Genomic DNA, 19,517 nt, shown 5'->3' on the forward strand with positions numbered 1-19,517 from the left:
TGAGTGATGGCAAAGTTTGAACAAAAAATCCTTTCTCCTGAGCAAATTTTAGAAAAAATAGCGGCTGGGGAGTTGCAAAGACCTTTGATTTTTACCAATGGGGTATTCGATATTCTACATCGAGGCCATGTGACGTATTTAGAGGCAGCAAAGGCATTGGGTGCAAGCCTAGTGGTAGCAGTGAATACCGATGAGTCCGTTAAGCGACTTGGTAAAGCCCCAGATCGCCCTTTTAATACAATGGAAGATCGTCGCGCTTTATTAGCTGCACTTGCCTCAACAGATGTAGTAACTTACTTTGCAGAAGATACACCTTATGAACTTATCGATAAACTACGTCCTGACGTAATTGTTAAGGGTGGAGATTACGATATGAGTAAGTTGCCTGAAACGGCTTTAGTCCATCAGTGGGGAGGTAAAGCCGTGGCGATTGATTTTGAGCATGATCGCTCGACAACGGCGTTAGTGAAAAAAATAAAAGCTTAACTCCAGACGACTAAGACTTTTCCTTCGACAAAAGGGTGAGCAATAGTTTGTCCTTTAATGCCATAGAGGGTCTCTAAATTTTGGGTGTTAAGTACTTGTTCTGGTTTTCCTTGTGCAATGATATTGCCATGAGCAAGCAAAACTAATTTATCGCAATGTAGTGCAGCTAGATTCACATCATGCAAAACAATGAGTACGCCGAGCTGTAACTCATGGGCTAGGCGACGAAGTACTTTTAACAAGAGTTGTTGGTTTTTAGGATCTAAACTAGAGGTGGGCTCATCTAGTAAGCAATAGCGAGGGTTCTCTGTGGCTTGATAGCGGGCAAAGAGTTGAACAAGAATGCGCGCAAACTGAACCCTTTGTTTTTCCCCTCCAGAGAGTTCTTGATAGGGGCGATGTTGTAAGTGGGTGATATCAATCCATTCCATGGCCTGATGGACAAGGGATGTTGTTTCCGTTGTTGAGAGTTCAGGAAAAGGATAAGCACCCATTTCGATTACCTCATCGACAGATAAGGCAAAATTTAAGCTTGGATATTGGGTCAGCACAGCACGTTGTTTGGCAAGTGCTTGGCCTGATAATGTTTTGATGGCGATCTCGTTGAGAAAAACCTCTCCCGAAACTGAGGGTAAGGAGTGAGTATCCCCCGCTAAACAAGAGGATAGTGTAGACTTTCCTGCACCATTAGCGCCTAGCAAGGCAACGACTTCACCAGCGTTAATCGTAAGATTTATCCGATCTAAAATTAGGCGATGATTAGCTTGTGTAACGGTTAGGGATTGTGCTTTTAATTGTTTCATCTATGACGCTCCCTTAATAGCAAATATAGGAAGAAAGGCCCACCTAGTAGACTTGTTAAGAGTCCAACAGGGAGTTCGGCTGGGGCGACGAGTGTTCTTGCAACGGTATCGGATAAAGAAAGTAGTAAGGCGCCCCCTAGAATAGAGGCTGGGATAAGATATTTGTGGTTGGCTCCCAGTAATAGACGCATAATATGAGGAACAATAAGTCCTATAAACCCGATGCCTCCTGTAATAGCAACAAGAGGGCCTACTAATAAGGCAACGCTCATAATGAGGCGACGACGTAGAGCTTTTAAGGAAAAACCTAGATGATTGACTTCGCGGTCACCAAGCAATAAGGCGTTTAGGGCACGCCATTGCAACATTAGACTAATCAACCAGAATAGTGTCCAAGGGATAAGAAAGCTTAAAATCATCCACGATCCAGTCGCTAAACTACCCATACTCCAGAATGTTAGGTCTCTTAATTGAGCATCATTTGCCATATAAGTGAGAATGCCGATAATGCTGACTGAAATTGCATTAATAGCAACACCTGCGAGGAGAAGTCCAGCGGATCCACCAAAGCGTTTGCCTACTAAATAAGCAATCATTGTGGCACCTAAGCTGCCTAAAAAGGCTAAGGGAGCAATGAGACTTAGTCCTGCTCCGAATAGGACAATAGCGACCACAGCTCCTAAAGACGCTCCCGCAGAGACACCCATTAAGCCTGGTTCAGCTAAAGGGTTACGAAAGAGTGCCTGCATAATAACGCCAGCAATTGCCAAGATTGCCCCTGCAACTAAAGAGAGGATAACGCGAGGAAGTCGGATATCGATAAGAACTTTTTGGAATACTTGTTCTTGTGCAGATACTTCACCTATTAATAAATGAGGGATATCTGACCAAGGAATGTGTACCGCTCCTTGACCCGTTACCCATAATGTACTTAATAGTAGTAGAACGCTTAAAAGTATTAAGAAGGATGTTTTTGAATAAGACATTATTTAGTCATTAGTGTTGCATTTTTAATTTGCCGGATAGCTTCACCAGTGCGCGGACCAAGCGTCATCGCTAATAAATCGTCTAAAACGAGAATGCGGTTATTTTTGACGGCCGGCGAATCTATTAAGGCTGGTAATGATTTTAACCTGTCTATTTCACCACTATTTTGTGCAGAGAATTCGGTGATAATAATTAACTCAGGTTTTGCGCTAGCTAGGCTTTCGTTAGCGACGGGTTTAAAACCTTTTTGATGGGCGAAAATATTGTTCACACCAGCTAATTTCATTATTTCATCGGCAGATGTTTCGCTACCAGCGGCCATCAATGAGCCTGTGCGGTTAATAATAAAAATAGTATCCAGCTTTTGAGCAGGAAGGGTAGTGGCAGAGTCGATATCTTGCTTGGTTTTGTTGAGTAATTGTTTACCATCTTCACTTACATTTAAAATATCAGCAATGGTTTGGATACGTTGATATAAACTGTCAATAGAGGGTCTATCTGGAATAGTCTGAATTTGAATGCCGAGTTGTGCTAGTGCATCTAAAGATTTTTTTGGACCAGCAATTTCTGAGCTCAAAAGTAGAGAAGGGTTGAGTGCAGCTACGCCTTCTACAGGAATGGAGCGATAGTAACCCACTTTAGGAATTTGTTGTGTTGCATCGGGATAGATGCTTGAACTATCAATGCCTACAAGATTTTTTTCTTGTTTGAGGGCATAAATAATCTCGGTAACACTACCACCTAAACTCACGATACGTTCAGCTGCTAAGGTTGTTGGTGATATAAACGCCAATGGTAGTGCGGAAAGTAGAGAAAGGATAAGAGTTTTCATTGTTTATCCTAATAGAGGTGTCTCGCAAAAACCGTTGAGTAAATTCCGCCAAGAGGTTAATTCAGGAACGCCCGGCTTGCGTTCACCAAAGAACTGAGCGATGAGTTCCCCCTCTTTTTCATAAATTTCTACGGAAGTAATATAGCCATCTTCAGTAGGCTTATTCACAATCCAAACGCTATCAATGGCATCTGTATTGAGATGAAGATTAAATTTTGGGTCTAGAACGTTATACCAAGGCCCTGTGCGAACTAATTTTTTGATAGGGCCTGAGTGAATTTGAATAAGACTATGATTGCCGACAAAACACATAATAGGGATTTGGTGTTCGGATGCTTGTGTTAGCATGGCTTCTACGGTATGTGTAGGAACTTGTTGTGCTAGGTCTGAACCCGCTGCTTTTAAAGCACTCACACGAGAGATATTCCATTTTTTAAGGAGAGGAAAGAATTCGTGAGTGTCTTTCATGGCTAACCAGTCTGTGCGTAAATTGCTGGGTGCTTGTTCAGCATAGGTTTTATGGTTTGGGATAAGTTCAATGTCAGGGATGTCATCGGTACTGATAAAGTCTTGAATGAGCATTTGCCATGCCTCTTTATTGGTTTTGTCTGTGGCATACACTTTATGAATAGCAACACCTGCTTTATCGAAGAATTGTAAGCTTTTATGTTCTCCTTGTTGGACATACCAAACCGTCCCCCAATGCATAAAGAATAGACGTAAATCAATATCAGGACCGAGTACTAAGCCTACAGGCGCTTCGCTTATAGAAATATCTTCATATTTGCCATGACGTTCATGAACGCACCAAGGATTACGGGTGAGAGCCATCACTTCATCTAGCTCACCGAGACGCTTGAAAATTGATTTAAAGTCTTGACCAAGGTATTGACTGTGGACATCGCAACATTCTGCTTCAACGAGATCTCTTTCGCAGACACCAAGACGATCAGCTACATTCTTGATGCGAAGTTTGGGTTCTTGTACCAATAGAGCGGCACTTTGCTGTTGTAAATATAAACGGTTTATCATATAAAAACATTAATTAAAAATTTTAAATGATATTAATTATCATTTATATTTAAAGGAAGTGCAAGTTCTTTGTTGGATACAAATAAGAAAAACGCCGATTATTTTTGAAGAGTAATCGGCGTTTTTCTGTCTGTATCAACTGAAATCAGCAAGAATTAGAATTTAAAGCGAGAAACTACAGGACCACGTAAAGGCTTGATATATGTTTCTTGGAGGACTTCTTCGGTGAATTGAGAGGCACTTTCACGCGTAATGCGAAGGAGCTTCATCGTTTGACCTGTCCCGACGACGGCGATTAAACGACCACCTACAGCAAGTTTATATTTGAGTGCATCATTCAATGTAGGGAGTGAACCTGTCACTAAAATAGCTGGATACTCAACAGATCCCCAACCATTTTGGCCGTCACCTACTTCGACGGTGACATTAGCGATATGATTTTTTTCGAGATTGGCTTTAGCAAAGGTAGCTATTTTTGAGTCAATTTCAACACTGATAACATTGGCACAAAGCTGACTGAGTAAGGCTGCCTGGAAACCACTCCCTGTGCCAATCTCAAGCACAGTATCTGTTGGTTTGAGTTGTAGAGCTTCTGCAAAGCGTGCTTCTAAGCGAGGAACTAACATGGTTTCATATGTTTGAGTGCCATCTACCTCAATAGGAATTTCGGTATCTGTATAAGCAATGTTTTTATAGTTATCACTAACAAAGGCATCACGAGAGAGGTTAAGCAGAGCATTTAAAACTTTTTCATCTAAAATGCCAGCAGGACGAATCTGTTGCTCAATCATATTGAAGCGGCTTTTTTCTAATAAAGAAGATGTGTTGCTCATAAAAAACTCTAAAAAGAATTAACAGTGAATAGGAGGATTTTAACTGATATAGCCTTTTTATTGTACTTCGTTCTGCCAAGTCTTATGAAAATGGTGAATAGGTCCATGACCATGACCTACAGTGAGTAGGTCGGCATGCGCAATGGATTGGTGAATAAATGCCACTGCTTGACGGGTGGCTTCGGGTACATCTCGTAGCCGCGCTTGTAAGGCACAAATGGCTGATGAGAGAGAGCAACCTGTACCATGAGTATTTTTGGTATGAATTTTGGGGTTGGCGATTTCTATCATTTTATCCCCATTAAATAGTAAATCTATAGTATCGTTGTTCGGAAGGTGTCCACCTTTGAGTAAGACCCAACTTTCACGAGAGTGATTCATTAAAGCGTGTAAGAGTTCAGCCACTGTGTACATTTCTTTGATACTTTCGGGGGCACGACGATTGAGAATTACACCTGCTTCAGGAAGGTTGGGGGTAATCATATGTGCTTGTGTAATTAGGGCTTCAATTAAGGCAGAGACGGCTTTTTCTTCTAGCAATAAATCGCCACTTTTAGCCACCATGACAGGATCTAAAACGATGAAGGGAGGCTGATACTTTTCTAGTTTATCGGCTATCATTTTAATCACAGGTTCATGACCTAACATGCCAATCTTAACACCGTCAATACGCACGTCTTGGAATAAAGTATCCATTTGCAAACCGATAAAGTCAGGGGTAATAGGAAGGATTCCTGTCACGCTTTGGGTGTTTTGTGCTGTTAAGGCAGCAATAACGGCTGTTGCAAAAGTGCCAAGAGCACTCATGGCTTTAACGTCGGCTAAGATACCTGCACCACCAGAAGGATCGACACCAGCAATAGTCAGTGTATTTTTAATCATGAAAAAGTATTCCCATAAAAGTAAAAGGATTAAGTCCTTATTTTGATAAGGGTTTTATCTATTGTAAAAGAGGAAATCCCAGTTTCCAAAAAGAAACAGGAGTAAAATAAAAATAGTTAATCAATACCATAACATTGATGGGAAGTTTTGTTTAATTTATTAATAAGTAAGGAAAAACTATGGTGACAGCAAAAAAATCTGCTCCTCGTAAAGTAACTCCTCGTAAGGCTAGTTCAGGAGATACGATTACAGGTCGTACATCAACACAGACACGTAGCAATGTGGTGAATAACCGTGTACGTGAGCGTATTGATAAAGAGAGTGCTGCTGTCGCTGTTGCTTTAGAGAAAAAAACTGAGTCTGTACACAGTTTATTAGAGGGATTATCAGCGGATGATCGTAAGGCTTTATTAAAGCTTTTACGTGATGAAAAACGTAAATTAGACGCAGAGAAAGTTGAAGATTCAGATAATGTGCTTGTCGAAAACTGGCAAGAAGAGGGTGTTTACCCATATCGCTATTTGATGAGCCGTCGCAATTATGAGTTCCAAAAATATAATCTTCAGGTTGAACTTTTGAAATTACAACAATGGGTTCAGGAAACAGGTTCTCGTATTGTGATTCTTTTTGAGGGTCGTGATGCAGCAGGTAAGGGTGGTACGATTAAGCGTTTTATGGAGCACTTAAATCCACGTTTTGCTCGCGTAGTGGCACTACAAAAGCCAACTGAAGTAGAAAGTGGTCAGTGGTATTTCCAACGTTATGTACAACATTTACCGACAAAGGGCGAGATGGTTTTATTTGACCGCTCTTGGTACAACCGTGCAGGTGTTGAGCGTGTGATGGGATTCTGTTCTGATGCTCAATATAATGAATTTATGCGTCAGGCTCCAGAGTTTGAACGCAATCTTGTACGTAGTGGGATTGTATTGATTAAATTTTGGTTCTCCGTCAGCCGTGAAGAGCAACGTCGTCGTTTCCGTGAGCGTAAACACCATCCATTAAAACAATGGAAGCTATCTCCAATTGATATGGCTTCTTTAGATAAATGGGACGACTATACTAAAGCGAAAGAGGCTATGTTCTTCCATACGGATACGAGCGACGCGCCTTGGACGGTGGTGAAGTCAAATTGTAAAAAACGTGCACGTTTAAATGCAATGCGTTATGTTTTACATAAATTTAACTACAAAAATAAAGACCTTAAATCTATCGGTAAAATTGATCCGCTCATCGTTGGTCGTTCAAATGTGATTTATGAATCAGGCGAAAGCGCTGTTATTGATAAACCTAAAATAGCCTAATTGCTTAGCCTGAATGTATAAAGTGTATTAATTTATTTAAGTTACTTGTAGAACCAGTCTTCATTGAAGACTGGTTTTTTCATTATGTTGCAATAAAAGGTATCAATCGTTGATATAGGGAAATGCAATCTGACAAGTTGATGTAATCTCAGTAAAATAAGATGATGTTATTGTCAATACAATGGATGAAAACGTCTTTACGTAACTGAAAAAGAGAGAAGAATATGAGTTTTGATTTTGATTTATTAGTGATTGGTGCAGGTAGTGGTGGTGTACGTGCCTCACGTATGGCAGCCGCTCGTGGTGTAAAAGTGGCTGTTGTCGAAGGAGCTCCTTTAGGAGGGACTTGTGTGAATTTAGGTTGTGTGCCAAAGAAGCTTTATAGCTATGCCTCAAGTTTTCCTGGACATTTTAGCTCATCAAAAGGTTATGGCTGGAGTGAGGTTTCTTCCTCTTTTGATTGGGAAGTGTTAAAGAAAAATCGTGCGACAGAAATTACTCGCTTAAATGGCATTTATGGCAATTTATTAAAAGGGTCTGGTGTTGTTCAATTGAACGGTTGGGGGGCTATTGTCGATGCTAATACGGTTAAAGTAGGTGATAAGACATATACTGCACGTTATATTCTGATTGCTACAGGTGGATGGCCTACTGTGCCTGATGTACCGGGCAAAGAGCTTGCCATTACGTCTAATGAAATTTTTGATTTGCCAGCCTTTCCTAAACGCTTATTAGTCGTTGGCGGTGGCTATATTGCGAGTGAGTTTGCCTCCATTTTTAATGGTATGGGTGCTAAGGTTATCCAGTTGTATCGTTCCGAAAAAATCCTACGTGGTTTTGATGAGGATATTCGTCATTTCTTAAGTCAAGAAATGGTAAAACATGGCGTTGATTTACGAGTTAATAGTGATGTTGCCAAATTAGAAAAGACAGCGACGGGTATTTTAGTTACCTTAAAAGATGGTTCGACCGAAGAGGTTGATCAAGTACTCTATGCGACGGGGCGTGCACCTAATACCAAAGGATTGAATTTGGAAGGAGTTGGTGTGGCAACAAGTAAGAGTGGGCATATCATTGTAGATAAAAACTATATGAGTAATGTACCTTCTATTTTTGCTATTGGTGATGTGGTGGGACATTTAGAGTTGACTCCTGTTGCTTTAGGTGAGGCGATGGTATTAGTTGATTATTTATTTGGTGATAAAACGCGTCAAATGAGTTATGACAATATTCCTACGGCTATTTTTACAACACCTAATGCCGCCACAGTAGGCTTAACAGAAGAACAAGCACGTCAACAATATAAGGATATTGCCATTTATCGCTCTGACTTTAAAGCGCTCAAGCATACCTTAACAGGCAAAGATGAACGGACATTAATGAAGTTAATCGTTGATAAAGCCAGTGATAAAGTACTTGGCGTTCATATGGTGGGTGATGAAGCAGGAGAAATTATCCAAGGTTTTGCTGTGGCCTTAAAAGCGGGTGCAACAAAGGCAATTTTCGATAGTACGATTGGGATTCACCCAACTGCTGCAGAGGAATTTGTGACAATGCGTACACCGGTGGGGGATTAATGCAGCAACAGATTCAGCATTGGTTAGTTTCAAATAATGTAGCGTTTTATCCAGAATATCTTGCGCTTGGTCTTGCCCTTCTGGGTATTTTGATTTGTTGTGTAGGGGTGTCTTATGTGGCGTATTTAGTCTTACGCCGCATTATGCAAAATGTATGTGCTAAGTCTTCGTTTTTATTTGTACGCAGTCTTAGCGAAACACAGCTGTTTACACATATTAATTATTTAGTTGTTGCCATCGTATTACAACAACTATTGATGTTATGGTTGCAGCCATCTACTTTACAAAAGGTATTATTGGTTATCGCTCAAGTATGGCTATTGCTTTGTGTATTATTTATTGCATTTGCCTTACTCAATGCTTTAACGCGGTGGACATTTGAACGAGGATTTGCAGGTAATTTTCCAGTTCGAGGTCTTATCCAGACCATTAAGCTATTGTTGTCTATTGGTATTGGCATTGGTATTATTTCCTTATTAATTGGTCAATCGCCTTTGATTTTATTGTCCGGTTTAGGTGCAATGACGGCGGTATTGATGCTGGTATTTAAAGATCCTATTTTAGGATTGGTAGCTGGTATTCAGTTGTCAGCGAACAATATGCTCAGTATCGGTGATTGGCTTGAAATGAGCAAGTATAATGCTGACGGTGCGGTTATTGATATTGGCTTAACTACCGTCAAGGTGCGTAATTGGGATAATACCGTCACCACCATTCCGACTTATGCCTTAATTTCAGACTCGTTTAAAAATTGGCGTCCAATGAGTGAGTCAGGAGGGCGTAGGATTAAGCGTTCTGTAATGATTGATGTGAGTACTGTTCGGTTTATTTCTGAAGATGAGGTTAACCGCTTAACGCGTAGTCCTTTATTATCTGAATATATCATTGCGAAATCGCATGAGTTGGAGCAAGCTAATCGCGAGGCGGATATGAGTTTAGGCTTAAATGGTCGTCGCCTTACAAATTTAGGGACGTTTCGTGCTTATTTGGCTCGCTATTTAAAGAATCATCCGCATGTGCATCAAGAGATGACTGTGATGGTGCGTCAATTAGCCCCTACAGAAAATGGCGTGCCTTTAGAGATTTATTGTTTTAGTAATGATGTGGCATGGGTAAATTATGAGGGGATTCAGGCTGATATCTTTGATCATATCTTTGCTGTGGTGGGTGAGTTTGGTTTACGTATTCATCAATCTCCAACAGGCTATGATATGCAGATAGGTCTTCATCATAAGGATTAAAGAGAAAGAGTTATGCTTAATTCAAATGCTATTGTGGCGATTGGTACCTTGGGGGGTACGATTACAATGACCTCTCAAGATGGGGCGACAGGTGTTAGTTCAACCTTGGGAGCAGTTGATTTAGTACAGTCTATTCCAGGGCTAGCAGAGTTGGCGGTACAGTTGCGTCTTAAGACGCTTGCTAATTTGGCTAGTGGTTCTATTCAGTTTGAGCATCTTTTTCAAGCCTTAGCTTGGGCAAAGCAACAAGTAGAAGATGGAGCGACAGGAGTTGTTCTTGTCCAAGGAACGGATACATTGGAGGAAAGTGCATTTTTCCTTGATATGTATTGGCCTTATGGTGCCCCTTTAGTCTTAACAGGGGCTATGCGTTCTCCTAAAGAGGCGGGTGCAGATGGTCCAGCAAATTTATTATCTGCGATTAAAGTAGCAATGAATCCTAAAATGCGGAATTATGGCTCAGTAGTCGTAATGAGTGATGAAATTCATCAAGCGAGATATGTGCGTAAGCAGCACACTATGTCGGTTAATGCCTTTGCATCACCGGTTGTTGGTCCATTAGGCTATGTTCAGGAAAGTGATATTTTGCTTTATCGTCAGGCTAATGAGCGAGCAGTATTGCCCATACCTGTGCAATATGATGAGAAAGTCTTGCTAGTAGAGGCAGTCTTGGATGAGTCTATTGAGCTATATCAAGTCTTGCCTAAGCTTTCGTATGCGGGATTGGTTATTGCGGGCGTGGGGAGTGGGCATGTATCAGAAAACGTGAGAAATGCCTTAATTCCCGTATTGGAGAAAATGCCTGTTTTAATGGCTTCTCGTACGGGAGCGGGAAGTACGACAAAAGCCGTTTATGGGTATAAAGGGGCCGAGATTGATTTACAGTCTTTGGGTGTGATGATGGCAGATGCCTTATGTCCTCGGAAGGCACGCTTATTATTAAGTGCGATTTTATGGTCAGCAGATGGTCAGCGAAGCTATATTGAACAAGCCTTAAGAAAATATCTTAATACGTATAAAACACCTTAAATAGACTAAGGGTTAATACTAGGGACTCCAAAAAACAACGGTTTTGCGCTTAAAGCCACTTATAATGTGCGCTGCCTAACCCAGGTGTGGTGGTATAACATCGAAGAAGTATGCGTGGTTAGGTCATATCGATGTTGTTTTTTGGAGTAGTAAAGCAATGACTCTTAGTACAATTGCTATCCTTGTTTCTTTGTTTTTATTGATGTATCTCGCTTATCGAGGTATTTCAGTTTTAATTTTAGCACCAGTAATGGCAGCCTTAGCTGTCTTGCTATCAGGCGATTTTTCTTTAATGGCACCTATTTATACCGAAACCTTTATGGGTGCTTTAGGTAATTATCTCTTAAAATTCTTCCCAGTATTCTTATTGGGTGCTATTTTTGGTCAGCTTATTGCGGATTCGGGAGCTGCATCTAGTATCGCACATTGGTTCACTCGAATTCTTGGTCCTAAACATGCAATCTTAACGGTAGTATTGGCGTGTGCAGCCTTAACGTATGGCGGTGTGTCTTTATTCGTGGTGGCATTTGCGATTTATCCTATCGCTAAAGTGATGTTCTATCGTGCCAATTTGCCTAAACGTTTTATTCCTGGAGCGATTGCATTAGGTGCATTTACGTTTACAATGACGGCATTACCAGGTACGCCTGCGATTCAAAATGCTATCCCTATTCCTTACTATCAAACCAATGTATTTGCTGCGCCGGGTCTTGGTTTAATTGCCTCAGTTATTATGTTTTGTTTTGGCTGGTGGTGGCTGACAGCACGTGCGAATAAAGCAGTAGCTGCTGGCGAGGGATATGGCAATCATAATGACGGTGTTGAGCACGAAAATATCGAGGAAAAAAATGCGATGCCAGTATGGTTAGCATTTTCACCGCTTATTTTAGTGATTGGTTTAAATGCCTTATTTACGTATGTCATTTTCCCAAGTGCAGATTTTTCAGCCGTAGCAGCTAAGTTCCCTAATTTAGTTCCTGCTAAAAATACGGGTATGTGGGCGATTATTATTGCTTTAATCTTATCGTGCATTTGGTTAATTGTGATTGCATGGAATCGCTGGGCTGATTTACGTGAGACAATCAATAAGGGCTCTTTTGGCTCTATGCTACCGGCATTTAACACAGCTTCAGAAGTAGGTTATGGTGCAGTGATTGCGAGTCTAGCAGGCTTTGTTATTATTAAAGAGTTTGTGTTAGGTGTTGCTCCGGGCAATCCATTGATTTCTGAGGCAGTGGCGATGTCAGCTTTAGCAGGTATCACAGGTTCTTCTTCTGGTGGTTTAAGTATTGCTTTACAAACATTAGGACCAGACTACTTACGCTTAGCTGTTGAGAATAATATTAGCCCAGAGTTATTACACCGCGTGGCGGTGATTGCTGCAGGTGGTTTTGATACCTTACCGCATTGTGGTGCTATTATTACATTATTATCGATTTGTGGTTTAAATCACCGTCAATCGTATGCGCATATTGCTGCTGTCACTATCGCAGGACCTGTGCTTGCTGTAACGGCGGTTATCATCTTAGGAACCATATTTGGCTCTTTCTAAGTAAACGATAGTTATGCTATGATAAACGAGGGTTGGTTCTTATGAGCCAGCCCTTTGTACTTATCAGGAGAAAAGGATGGGTCTTTATATCGGATTAGGTATTGGCTTGTTGCTAGCGACGTGTGTTGTGCATTGGGTCGTATGGAAATTTTTATTAAAGCCTCGTTTAGACAAGCATGCTAAGATGATTCAAGAGCAATCACAACAGCAAGAGTCATAAAGTCCATTAGCTTGTTATAATGAAAACCTTGTGTGGTTCGAAATCCTCCCACACAGTTATCTAGGTTGCTTAGATAACTAAATCAAAACTAAGGAACTTATTTATGTTATCCCAAGAAAAAGCCTTGGTCATCTTTTCTGGTGGTCAAGACTCCACGACTTGCTTGGTGCAAGCGATAGCGACATATGGTCGTGAGAATGTACAAACCATTAGCTTTGCTTATGGACAGCGTCATTCGATTGAATTAGAAAAAGCACGTTGGATTGCTCAAGATTTAGGTGTTTCTCAGACGGTGTTAGATTTATCGCTGATGAAGCAAATTACGCATAATGCGCTGATGGATAATCAAGCAGAGATTGCCGAAGACAACAATGGTATGCCCAACACTTTTGTTGATGGACGTAATGCATTATTTTTGATGTATGCGGCTATTTATGCGAAATCACAGGGCATCAAGCATATTATCGTCGGTGTCTGTGAGACGGATTTTAGTGGTTATCCAGATTGCAGAGATGTATTTATCAAATCAATGAATGTGACCTTGAATTTAGCGATGGACTACGCTTTTCAGATTCATACCCCATTGATGTATTTAACTAAAGCTGAAACATGGGCATTGGCTGATACATTAGGGTATTTGGACTATATTCGTGAGCATACACATACCTGCTATATGGGAATTGTCGGTGGCTGTGGTGAATGTCCAAGTTGTGTGTTGAGAGACAAAGGTTTAGCGAGCTATCTAGAAAGTCGCTCAGCACAGGGAGCGTCACGATGAAAGTGGTTAAAACCTTTACGTTTGATAGTTCGCATTTATTGGACGGTCATGACGGAAAGTGCAAAAATCTACACGGACATACCTATAAATTAGAAGTTGAAGTGAGTGGTTCTTTGCATATGGATGGTCCTAAAGAAGGGATGGTGATTGACTTTAGCGACTTAAAAGCCGTAGTAAAAGAGCAAGTGGTCGATAAGATGGATCATGCCTTTCTTTACAATCGCTTAAATGAAAGAGAATGTGCGATTGCGAATTTGCTAGAAGGCTGGAATCTGAAGACGTATCCTTTAGAGCAACGTACGACAGCTGAGGTGATGAGTCGTCATATCTTCCAATTATTACAAGAAAAAGGCTTGCCTGTCACACGAGTCAGGTTATGGGAAACGCCTAACTCTTATAGTGAGTATGATGAATATGATGGTTAATCATGAGCAGCCTTTACAACGCTTAGATAGTCAAAATCCTAGCTATCGTATTGTAGAGATTTTTGAGAGCCTGCAAGGTGAAGGTCATAATACAGGTATGCCTTCTATTTTTATTCGTCTAGGGCGTTGTAGTTTAGCGTGTACTTGGTGTGATACGGATTACTTGAAATATAAAGGGATGACACTAGCAGAGATTCTGGATTTTATTGCGCCTTATCAGGCTAAAAATATCATTATCACAGGCGGTGAGCCAAGTATTCATCCTCAATTGGATGTATTGTTGTCGGCCTTAAAGAAAAAAGGTTACTCTTTGTGTATTGAAAGCAATGCTTTACATGAGATTTCTCCTCTCATTGATTATATTGCTGTAAGTCCTAAGTATTGTTACGCTGAAAAATATGAACGTGAGTGTATCTCTCAAGCAGATGAGGTGCGTATTGTTGTGGATCCTTTAAGAGCAGGAGAGCCTGAGCCTAAGACCCCCTTAGCTATTGACACTGATGATGCTTTCTTATTGTGGTGTGAAAGGATCGCTGCCAAAATTCAAGCGAAGTATTATTTCTTATCACCGCTGGAAGTCGATGGGGAAATGAATATTCTACAAACCATAAGCTGTATTGGTCGTTTAAATGAGCGTGCAAAGACTAGAGAAAATGCTCCTCATTGGCGATTAAGCATTCAAACGCATAAGTTTGCTCATATTCAATAATAGTTGTAAAGAGTAGGTGAGTCTTCTATTTTTAAAAACAGAATAGAGGGATTTGTGTTAAGGTAATGTGATAATAAATAGAGAATTAATTCATAAGGAAGGATTATGTTAAAGAGAGTCGTATTAGCGATGGCCTGTATGGTCAGTGCATCTTCTGTTTTTGCAGAGGAGTTCCCGAGCAAGCCAATTCGTTTGATTGTGCCAAGCGCTCCTGGTTCTGCTTTTGATAATTTGGCACGTGTATTGGAGCCTGAGTTAAGCAAAGCTTTTAATCAATCTGTGGTAGTGCATAATTTAGCTGGTGCTTCTAATATGACGGGTACACGCGAAGTAGTACGAGCAGCGGCGGATGGGCATACAGTCGGTATGGTTTCATCAACACATGCTATTAATCCGTATTTGCATGAGCAAATGCCTTATGATGCAGTAAAGGATTTTACACCTATTACAAATTTGGTTATTACACCACTTATTGTGACAGTACCTGCAAATTCACCTTATCAGACGCTAGCAGATTTAGTAGCAGATGCTAAAGTCAATCCTGATAAGATTAATTACGGTTCGGCTGGTGTAGGGAATTCCTTACATTTGGCAACGGTATTACTTGAAAATGCAGCGAGTATTAAGCTAACTCATGCCCCTTATAAAGGGGGTAATTTAATCGTTAATGATTTGATTGCAGGTCATTTGCAAATGGCGACCTTAGCGATTCCTAGTGTATTGCAACAGATTAAAGCGGGTAATTTACGTGCTTTAGCGACTACAACAGCCAAACGTAGTGATGCTTTGCCAGATGTTCCAAGTATAGGTGAAAGTTATCAAGGTTATGATTATTCGACGTGGTTAGCCCTGGTAGGCCCCAAGGGGATGAATGATAAAGTGAGAGACAAATGGCATAAAGCCATTGCAGACGCTATGGCTAAGTCAGAGGTACAAGAAAAATTAGCTGCGTTAGGTCTCGTGATTGAAACGTCAACACCAGCAGAATTACAAGCACGTATTAAAAAGGATTTAGAAGAAAATCAAAAACTATTTAAACAAATTAATGCGACACATTAAAATTTAAATAATTATTGATTCTATTGAGCACGCATAAATAGCCTGTGATGATTGTCACGGGCTATTTTTTTATAAAGACTTATGATAGCATATAAATAAGAATTGTTATTGTTTTTATTATTATTTATATCATAGGGATTGATATGGAGTTGCCACTCAGTTTATATTTAAAGGAAAATTGCCGTACGACGCATGATAGTGTAGATCACTTAGTTATGTCAGTAAAACCTTTTGATACTATAGAAAACTATACGCGCTTTTTGCAATTACAAGCCGTATTTCATCAAATTGTGGATGCTATTTATAAGGATCAATTACTTAATCAAGGCATTGAGGATTTAGCCGAGTTAGCGCGTTATGAGGAAGTGCTGAAAGATTTAAAAGATTTACAAGCGAATACTAAAAACATTACGCAAACATTACCTATACCTCAAGGCAAAGAGGTTTTGGGTTGGTTATATTGTGCTGAAGGGTCTAATATCGGCGCAGCTTTTCTATATAAAGCAGCTCAACATAAATTAGGCTTAACTGCTGAGTATGGTGCTCGTCATTTAGCGCCTCATGCAGAGGGTCGTGCTAAACATTGGAAAGATTTTTGTGATCAATTTAATCAAATTGATATCACGGTAGAGGATAGAGCTGCAGCTCTTAAGGGAGCATTAGATGCCTTTGCAACCTATAAGGCATTACTAAGGGAAGTGTTTGAATTATCGCCAGCGACGGTCTAAAAGATAAAGGACTGCCATTGGCGTGATAGCAGATGACAGTCCTCAAACTAAGCATTGCTCAGCTTATGGAGATAATCGATAAACTGTGTGTCATTTATTTTTTAAAGCCGCTTCGATTTTTTTATCGGTTTTATACTGACTTAATGCATAGACAGACCAGATGGCTGCAGGCAACCAACCGATGACGGTAATTTGTAAAATGAGACAAATAATACCCGCCCATGGACGACCAATAGTAAAAAATTGCAGCCAAGGTAATAATATGGCAAGAATCAGACGCATTGTATACTTTCCTTTGTGTTCATTAAGCTGTGGTAAAAGCCGAAATATTTATGTATATCAGCTTTGTCGTCCTTATCATATAAGGCTTTATTTCAAAAAATCAAGCAATGACACGTTGAATGGCATTTTTCCATGATTTTAACCGTGTTTGTCGTTCATCTTCACTCATCTGTGGCTCAAAACAGCGATCAAGCTGCCACATAGATGAAAAATCACTTTCATTAAAGAAGCCACAACTTAGCCCCGCCATTTTAACGGCACCAAAGGCTGTGGTTTCTGTCAGTGTTGGACGTAGTACGGGTACGCCAAGAATGTCTGCTTGGAATTGCATAAGCAGATTATTCGCACTTGCACCACCGTCTACACGGAGTTCGGTGAGAGGAACGGGGGCATCTTGCTGCATAGCATGTAATACATCCGCTACTTGAAAGGCAATGGATTCGAGTGCAGCGCGTGCAATATGGGCTTTTTGAGTTCCTCGGCTAAGACCACTGATACTGGCTAGGGCATTCGGTTCCCAATAGGGAGCCCCTAAGCCAGTAAAAGCGGGTACGAGAATGACACCGTCGCTGTCTTTGACTTGTGAAGCGAGTTGTTCTACTTCATGGCTTTCTTTGATAAATCCTAAATTATCACGTAGCCATTGAACAATAGCACCTGCCATGAAAACGCTGCCTTCAAGTGCAAATTGAGTCATTTGTCCAGTCTTTTGCCAAGCCACAGTGCTTAGCAATTTATGGGTACTTTTAATCACTTGATTGCCCGTATTGAGTAGCATAAAGCAACCTGTACCATAGGTGTTTTTTGCCATACCAGCTTGTTGACAATCATGACCAAAGAGAGCAGCTTGCTGATCGCCAATGGCCGCAAAGACGGGGATTTTTGCGCCAAATAGGTCTTTATTCGTATGGGTGATTTCCTGCCCTGATGCAACAATAGAAGGTAAGATATTTTGAGGGATTTTAAAAAGATTAAGTAAAGGGGTAGACCATTGCTGTGTGTGAATATCCATTAGCATAGTCCGTGAGGCATTAGACACATCGGTAACATGACATCCCTTACTTAAATTCCAAATCAACCAACTATCTACTGTACCAAAGGCTAATTCATTGCTGTCAGCCAATGTGCGTGCATGGGGGGTATTGTCTAAAATCCATGCTAATTTAGTCGCACTAAAATAAGGGTCAATCATGAGTCCTGTAATGTGCTGAATATGGCTTTCATGCCCTTTGTCTTTGAGTTGCTGACAAAATGCAGAGGTACGACGGTCTTGCCATACAATGGCTGGTGCGATTGCTTGTCCTGTTTTTTTATTCCAAACGATTGTTGTTTCTCGTTGATTGGCAATCCCGATAGCACGAATCTCATGTGCTTGAATCGCTGCTTTTTGTATGACTTCTTTGATGGTATTGAGCTGTGATTGCCAAATTTCATTGGCATCTTGTTCGACCCAAGCAGTTTTTGGGGTATTTAACTGGAAAGTTTGCTGAGCACTTGCAACGACCTGTCCTGCCTGATTAAAAAGAATGCTGCGACTAGATGTTGTGCCTTGGTCAAGAGCTAAGAGATATGACATAGTGGGTAAAGATGTAAAAATAATGGCATTATTGTAATACTTATATTTATGTAAAAAATATATTTATAATCGTCTTTTTATAACATTTGGCAATAAGAATAGAAAAAAACATTCGCTCAGCGGAGAAATAATTTTTGTATAGTTATTTCATCCTTAATTTTTAGACGAGATCATAATGAAATTACTAAACAAAATTTCCGCACTTGTATTAAGTTTAGGTTTGGTGGGTACCGCTACTGCACAACAGCAAGATTTCTTAAATGTGTCTTATGATGTTATGCGTGATTTTTATAAAGAATATAACCCGCTTTTCTTAAAAGAATATGCGGACAAGCATAATGGTGCAACGCTTAATATTCAACAGTCTCATGGTGGTTCAAGCAAGCAAGCACTCAGTGTGGCTAATGGTTTGCAAGCGGATGTAGTGACAATGAATCAAAGTTCTGATGTTGAACTACTAGAGAGCAAAGGGCTTATCGAAGCAGGTTGGGATAAAGAGTTCCCTGACCATGCTGTCCCATTTACGAGTGCTACGGTATTTTTAGTGCGTAAAGGCAATCCAAAGAATATTAAAGACTGGGCTGATTTAACTAAAGAGGGTATTCAGGTTGTTGTTGCTAACCCAAAAACAACAGGCAATGGTCGTTATACCTTCTTGGCAGCTTATGGTGCTGAGTTAAAAGCTAATGGTGGAGACCATGATAAGGCAAAAGCTTTAGTAAAAGCCTTATTTAAAAATGTGCCTGTCTTAGATAATGGTGGTCGTGCGGCGACAACAACATTTGTCAAACGCAATATTGGTGATGCATTGATTACCTTTGAAAATGAAGCGAATATGGCGGCTCGTGAGTTTGGAGCAGGAGAGTTTGAGTTGGTATATCCAAAATACTCAATTAAAGCAGAAAACCCAGTCGCTATTGTGGATACGGTCGTAGCGAAAAAAGGTTCAGCCGAGGTGGCTAAAGAATATCTCTCTTATTTATGGAGTGATGCAGCACAAGAGTTAGCCGCTAGTCTTTATTTGCGTCCAAGTAATTCTACTGTATTAGAGAAGCATAAAGATCGTTTCCCTCATATCGACACTTTCCGTGCTAATGATGTATTTGGTACCTGGCCTGAAATTATGAAAACGTATTTTGCGGATGGTGGTGTCTTTGACGAAATTCAAAAACCATAAGTGAG

21 protein-coding genes are annotated in these 19,517 nt (G+C 40.5%); 13 read left to right on the forward strand and 8 right to left on the reverse strand.

All coding sequences use genetic code 11. The features are described from left to right. Positions 1–6 precede the first annotated feature (6 nt). Entirely contained in the window at positions 7–486 is a 480-nt protein-coding gene (rfaE2, locus tag HKX39_RS01685) for a D-glycero-beta-D-manno-heptose 1-phosphate adenylyltransferase (RefSeq protein WP_171679572.1), read from the forward strand. On the opposite strand, the gene HKX39_RS01690 is transcribed toward rfaE2, so the two are convergent. The 6 genes from HKX39_RS01690 to thiD all read right to left on the reverse strand — a co-directional run bounded on the left by HKX39_RS01690 (position 483) and on the right by thiD (position 5,855). After that, on the reverse strand, positions 483–1,289 hold the full coding sequence (locus tag HKX39_RS01690) for a heme ABC transporter ATP-binding protein (RefSeq protein ID WP_171679573.1): 807 nt from the start codon (positions 1,287–1,289) through the stop codon (positions 483–485). The two genes, rfaE2 and HKX39_RS01690, sit on opposite strands and share 4 nt — an antisense overlap. Then, the gene (locus HKX39_RS01695) at positions 1,286–2,275 is read right to left on the reverse strand and encodes a FecCD family ABC transporter permease (RefSeq protein WP_171679574.1); all 990 of its coding nucleotides are present in this window, start codon (positions 2,273–2,275) and stop codon (positions 1,286–1,288) included. The genes HKX39_RS01690 and HKX39_RS01695 overlap by 4 nt, the downstream gene beginning before the upstream one ends. Continuing rightward, complete coding sequence (locus HKX39_RS01700; RefSeq protein ID WP_171679575.1) at positions 2,275–3,108, reverse strand: heme/hemin ABC transporter substrate-binding protein; 834 nt, start codon at positions 3,106–3,108, stop codon at positions 2,275–2,277. The genes HKX39_RS01695 and HKX39_RS01700 overlap by 1 nt, the downstream gene beginning before the upstream one ends. Before the next feature lie 3 nt (positions 3,109–3,111). Beyond that, positions 3,112–4,140: a hemin-degrading factor gene (locus HKX39_RS01705; RefSeq protein ID WP_171679576.1), complete on the reverse strand. Its 1,029-nt coding sequence runs from the start codon at positions 4,138–4,140 to the stop codon at positions 3,112–3,114. Positions 4,141–4,295: 155 nt separating this feature from the next. Next, positions 4,296–4,973: a protein-L-isoaspartate O-methyltransferase family protein gene (locus HKX39_RS01710; RefSeq protein WP_171679577.1), complete on the reverse strand. Its 678-nt coding sequence runs from the start codon at positions 4,971–4,973 to the stop codon at positions 4,296–4,298. Between the two features lie 57 nt (positions 4,974–5,030). Then, entirely contained in the window at positions 5,031–5,855 is an 825-nt protein-coding gene (gene thiD, locus HKX39_RS01715; RefSeq protein ID WP_171679578.1) for a bifunctional hydroxymethylpyrimidine kinase/phosphomethylpyrimidine kinase, read from the reverse strand. 179 nt (positions 5,856–6,034) lie between these two features. Here thiD and ppk2 point away from each other — a divergent pair, with 179 nt between their 5' ends. From ppk2 to HKX39_RS01770, 11 genes are all read left to right on the forward strand, one after another. Then, on the forward strand, positions 6,035–7,159 hold the full coding sequence (gene ppk2 / locus HKX39_RS01720) for a polyphosphate kinase 2 (protein WP_171679579.1): 1,125 nt from the start codon (positions 6,035–6,037) through the stop codon (positions 7,157–7,159). A 224-nt stretch (positions 7,160–7,383) separates the two neighbouring features. Continuing rightward, positions 7,384–8,736: a glutathione-disulfide reductase gene (gene gorA, locus HKX39_RS01725; protein ID WP_171679580.1), complete on the forward strand. Its 1,353-nt coding sequence runs from the start codon at positions 7,384–7,386 to the stop codon at positions 8,734–8,736. Next, the gene (locus HKX39_RS01730) at positions 8,736–9,977 is read left to right on the forward strand and encodes a mechanosensitive ion channel family protein (protein WP_171679581.1); all 1,242 of its coding nucleotides are present in this window, start codon (positions 8,736–8,738) and stop codon (positions 9,975–9,977) included. The genes gorA and HKX39_RS01730 overlap by 1 nt, the downstream gene beginning before the upstream one ends. A gap of 12 nt (positions 9,978–9,989) precedes the next feature. Further along, a complete protein-coding gene (locus tag HKX39_RS01735; RefSeq protein WP_171679582.1) occupies positions 9,990–11,006 on the forward strand; it encodes an asparaginase in 1,017 nt (338 codons plus the stop codon). A 157-nt stretch (positions 11,007–11,163) separates the two neighbouring features. After that, positions 11,164–12,558, forward strand: coding sequence for a GntP family permease (locus HKX39_RS01740; protein ID WP_171679583.1), 1,395 nt, complete (start codon positions 11,164–11,166; stop codon positions 12,556–12,558). 76 nt (positions 12,559–12,634) lie between these two features. After that, positions 12,635–12,778 carry a hypothetical protein gene (locus HKX39_RS01745; RefSeq protein WP_171679584.1) on the forward strand — a complete coding sequence of 48 codons (144 nt, stop codon included), beginning with the start codon at positions 12,635–12,637 and terminating at the stop codon, positions 12,776–12,778. Between the two features lie 103 nt (positions 12,779–12,881). Further along, positions 12,882–13,556, forward strand: a complete 675-nt coding sequence (gene queC / locus HKX39_RS01750; RefSeq protein WP_171679585.1) for a 7-cyano-7-deazaguanine synthase QueC — start codon at positions 12,882–12,884, stop codon at positions 13,554–13,556. Further along, on the forward strand, positions 13,553–13,981 hold the full coding sequence (gene queD / locus HKX39_RS01755; protein ID WP_171679586.1) for a 6-carboxytetrahydropterin synthase QueD: 429 nt from the start codon (positions 13,553–13,555) through the stop codon (positions 13,979–13,981). Before queC ends, queD begins: the two co-directional genes overlap by 4 nt. Beyond that, positions 13,971–14,690, forward strand: coding sequence for a 7-carboxy-7-deazaguanine synthase QueE (locus HKX39_RS01760; RefSeq protein ID WP_246225957.1), 720 nt, complete (start codon positions 13,971–13,973; stop codon positions 14,688–14,690). Before queD ends, HKX39_RS01760 begins: the two co-directional genes overlap by 11 nt. A 105-nt stretch (positions 14,691–14,795) precedes the next feature. Continuing rightward, entirely contained in the window at positions 14,796–15,749 is a 954-nt protein-coding gene (locus tag HKX39_RS01765) for a Bug family tripartite tricarboxylate transporter substrate binding protein (protein ID WP_171679587.1), read from the forward strand. Between the two features lie 143 nt (positions 15,750–15,892). After that, a complete protein-coding gene (locus HKX39_RS01770) occupies positions 15,893–16,477 on the forward strand; it encodes a biliverdin-producing heme oxygenase (RefSeq protein ID WP_171679588.1) in 585 nt (194 codons plus the stop codon). A gap of 90 nt (positions 16,478–16,567) precedes the next feature. On the opposite strand, the gene HKX39_RS01775 is transcribed toward HKX39_RS01770, so the two are convergent. Beyond that, positions 16,568–16,759 carry a YqaE/Pmp3 family membrane protein gene (locus HKX39_RS01775; RefSeq protein WP_171679589.1) on the reverse strand — a complete coding sequence of 64 codons (192 nt, stop codon included), beginning with the start codon at positions 16,757–16,759 and terminating at the stop codon, positions 16,568–16,570. Positions 16,760–16,859: 100 nt separating this feature from the next. Continuing rightward, positions 16,860–18,335: a glycerol kinase GlpK gene (gene glpK, locus HKX39_RS01780; protein ID WP_171679590.1), complete on the reverse strand. Its 1,476-nt coding sequence runs from the start codon at positions 18,333–18,335 to the stop codon at positions 16,860–16,862. A 175-nt stretch (positions 18,336–18,510) separates the two neighbouring features. On the opposite strand from glpK, the gene HKX39_RS01785 reads away from it, so the two are divergent. Further along, a complete protein-coding gene (locus tag HKX39_RS01785; RefSeq protein ID WP_171679591.1) occupies positions 18,511–19,512 on the forward strand; it encodes a sulfate ABC transporter substrate-binding protein in 1,002 nt (333 codons plus the stop codon). Positions 19,513–19,517 lie beyond the last annotated feature (5 nt).

This window comes from Pelistega suis, from assembly GCF_013133795.1.
GTDB classification, from domain to species: Bacteria; Pseudomonadota; Gammaproteobacteria; order Burkholderiales; family Burkholderiaceae_B; genus Taylorella; species Taylorella suis.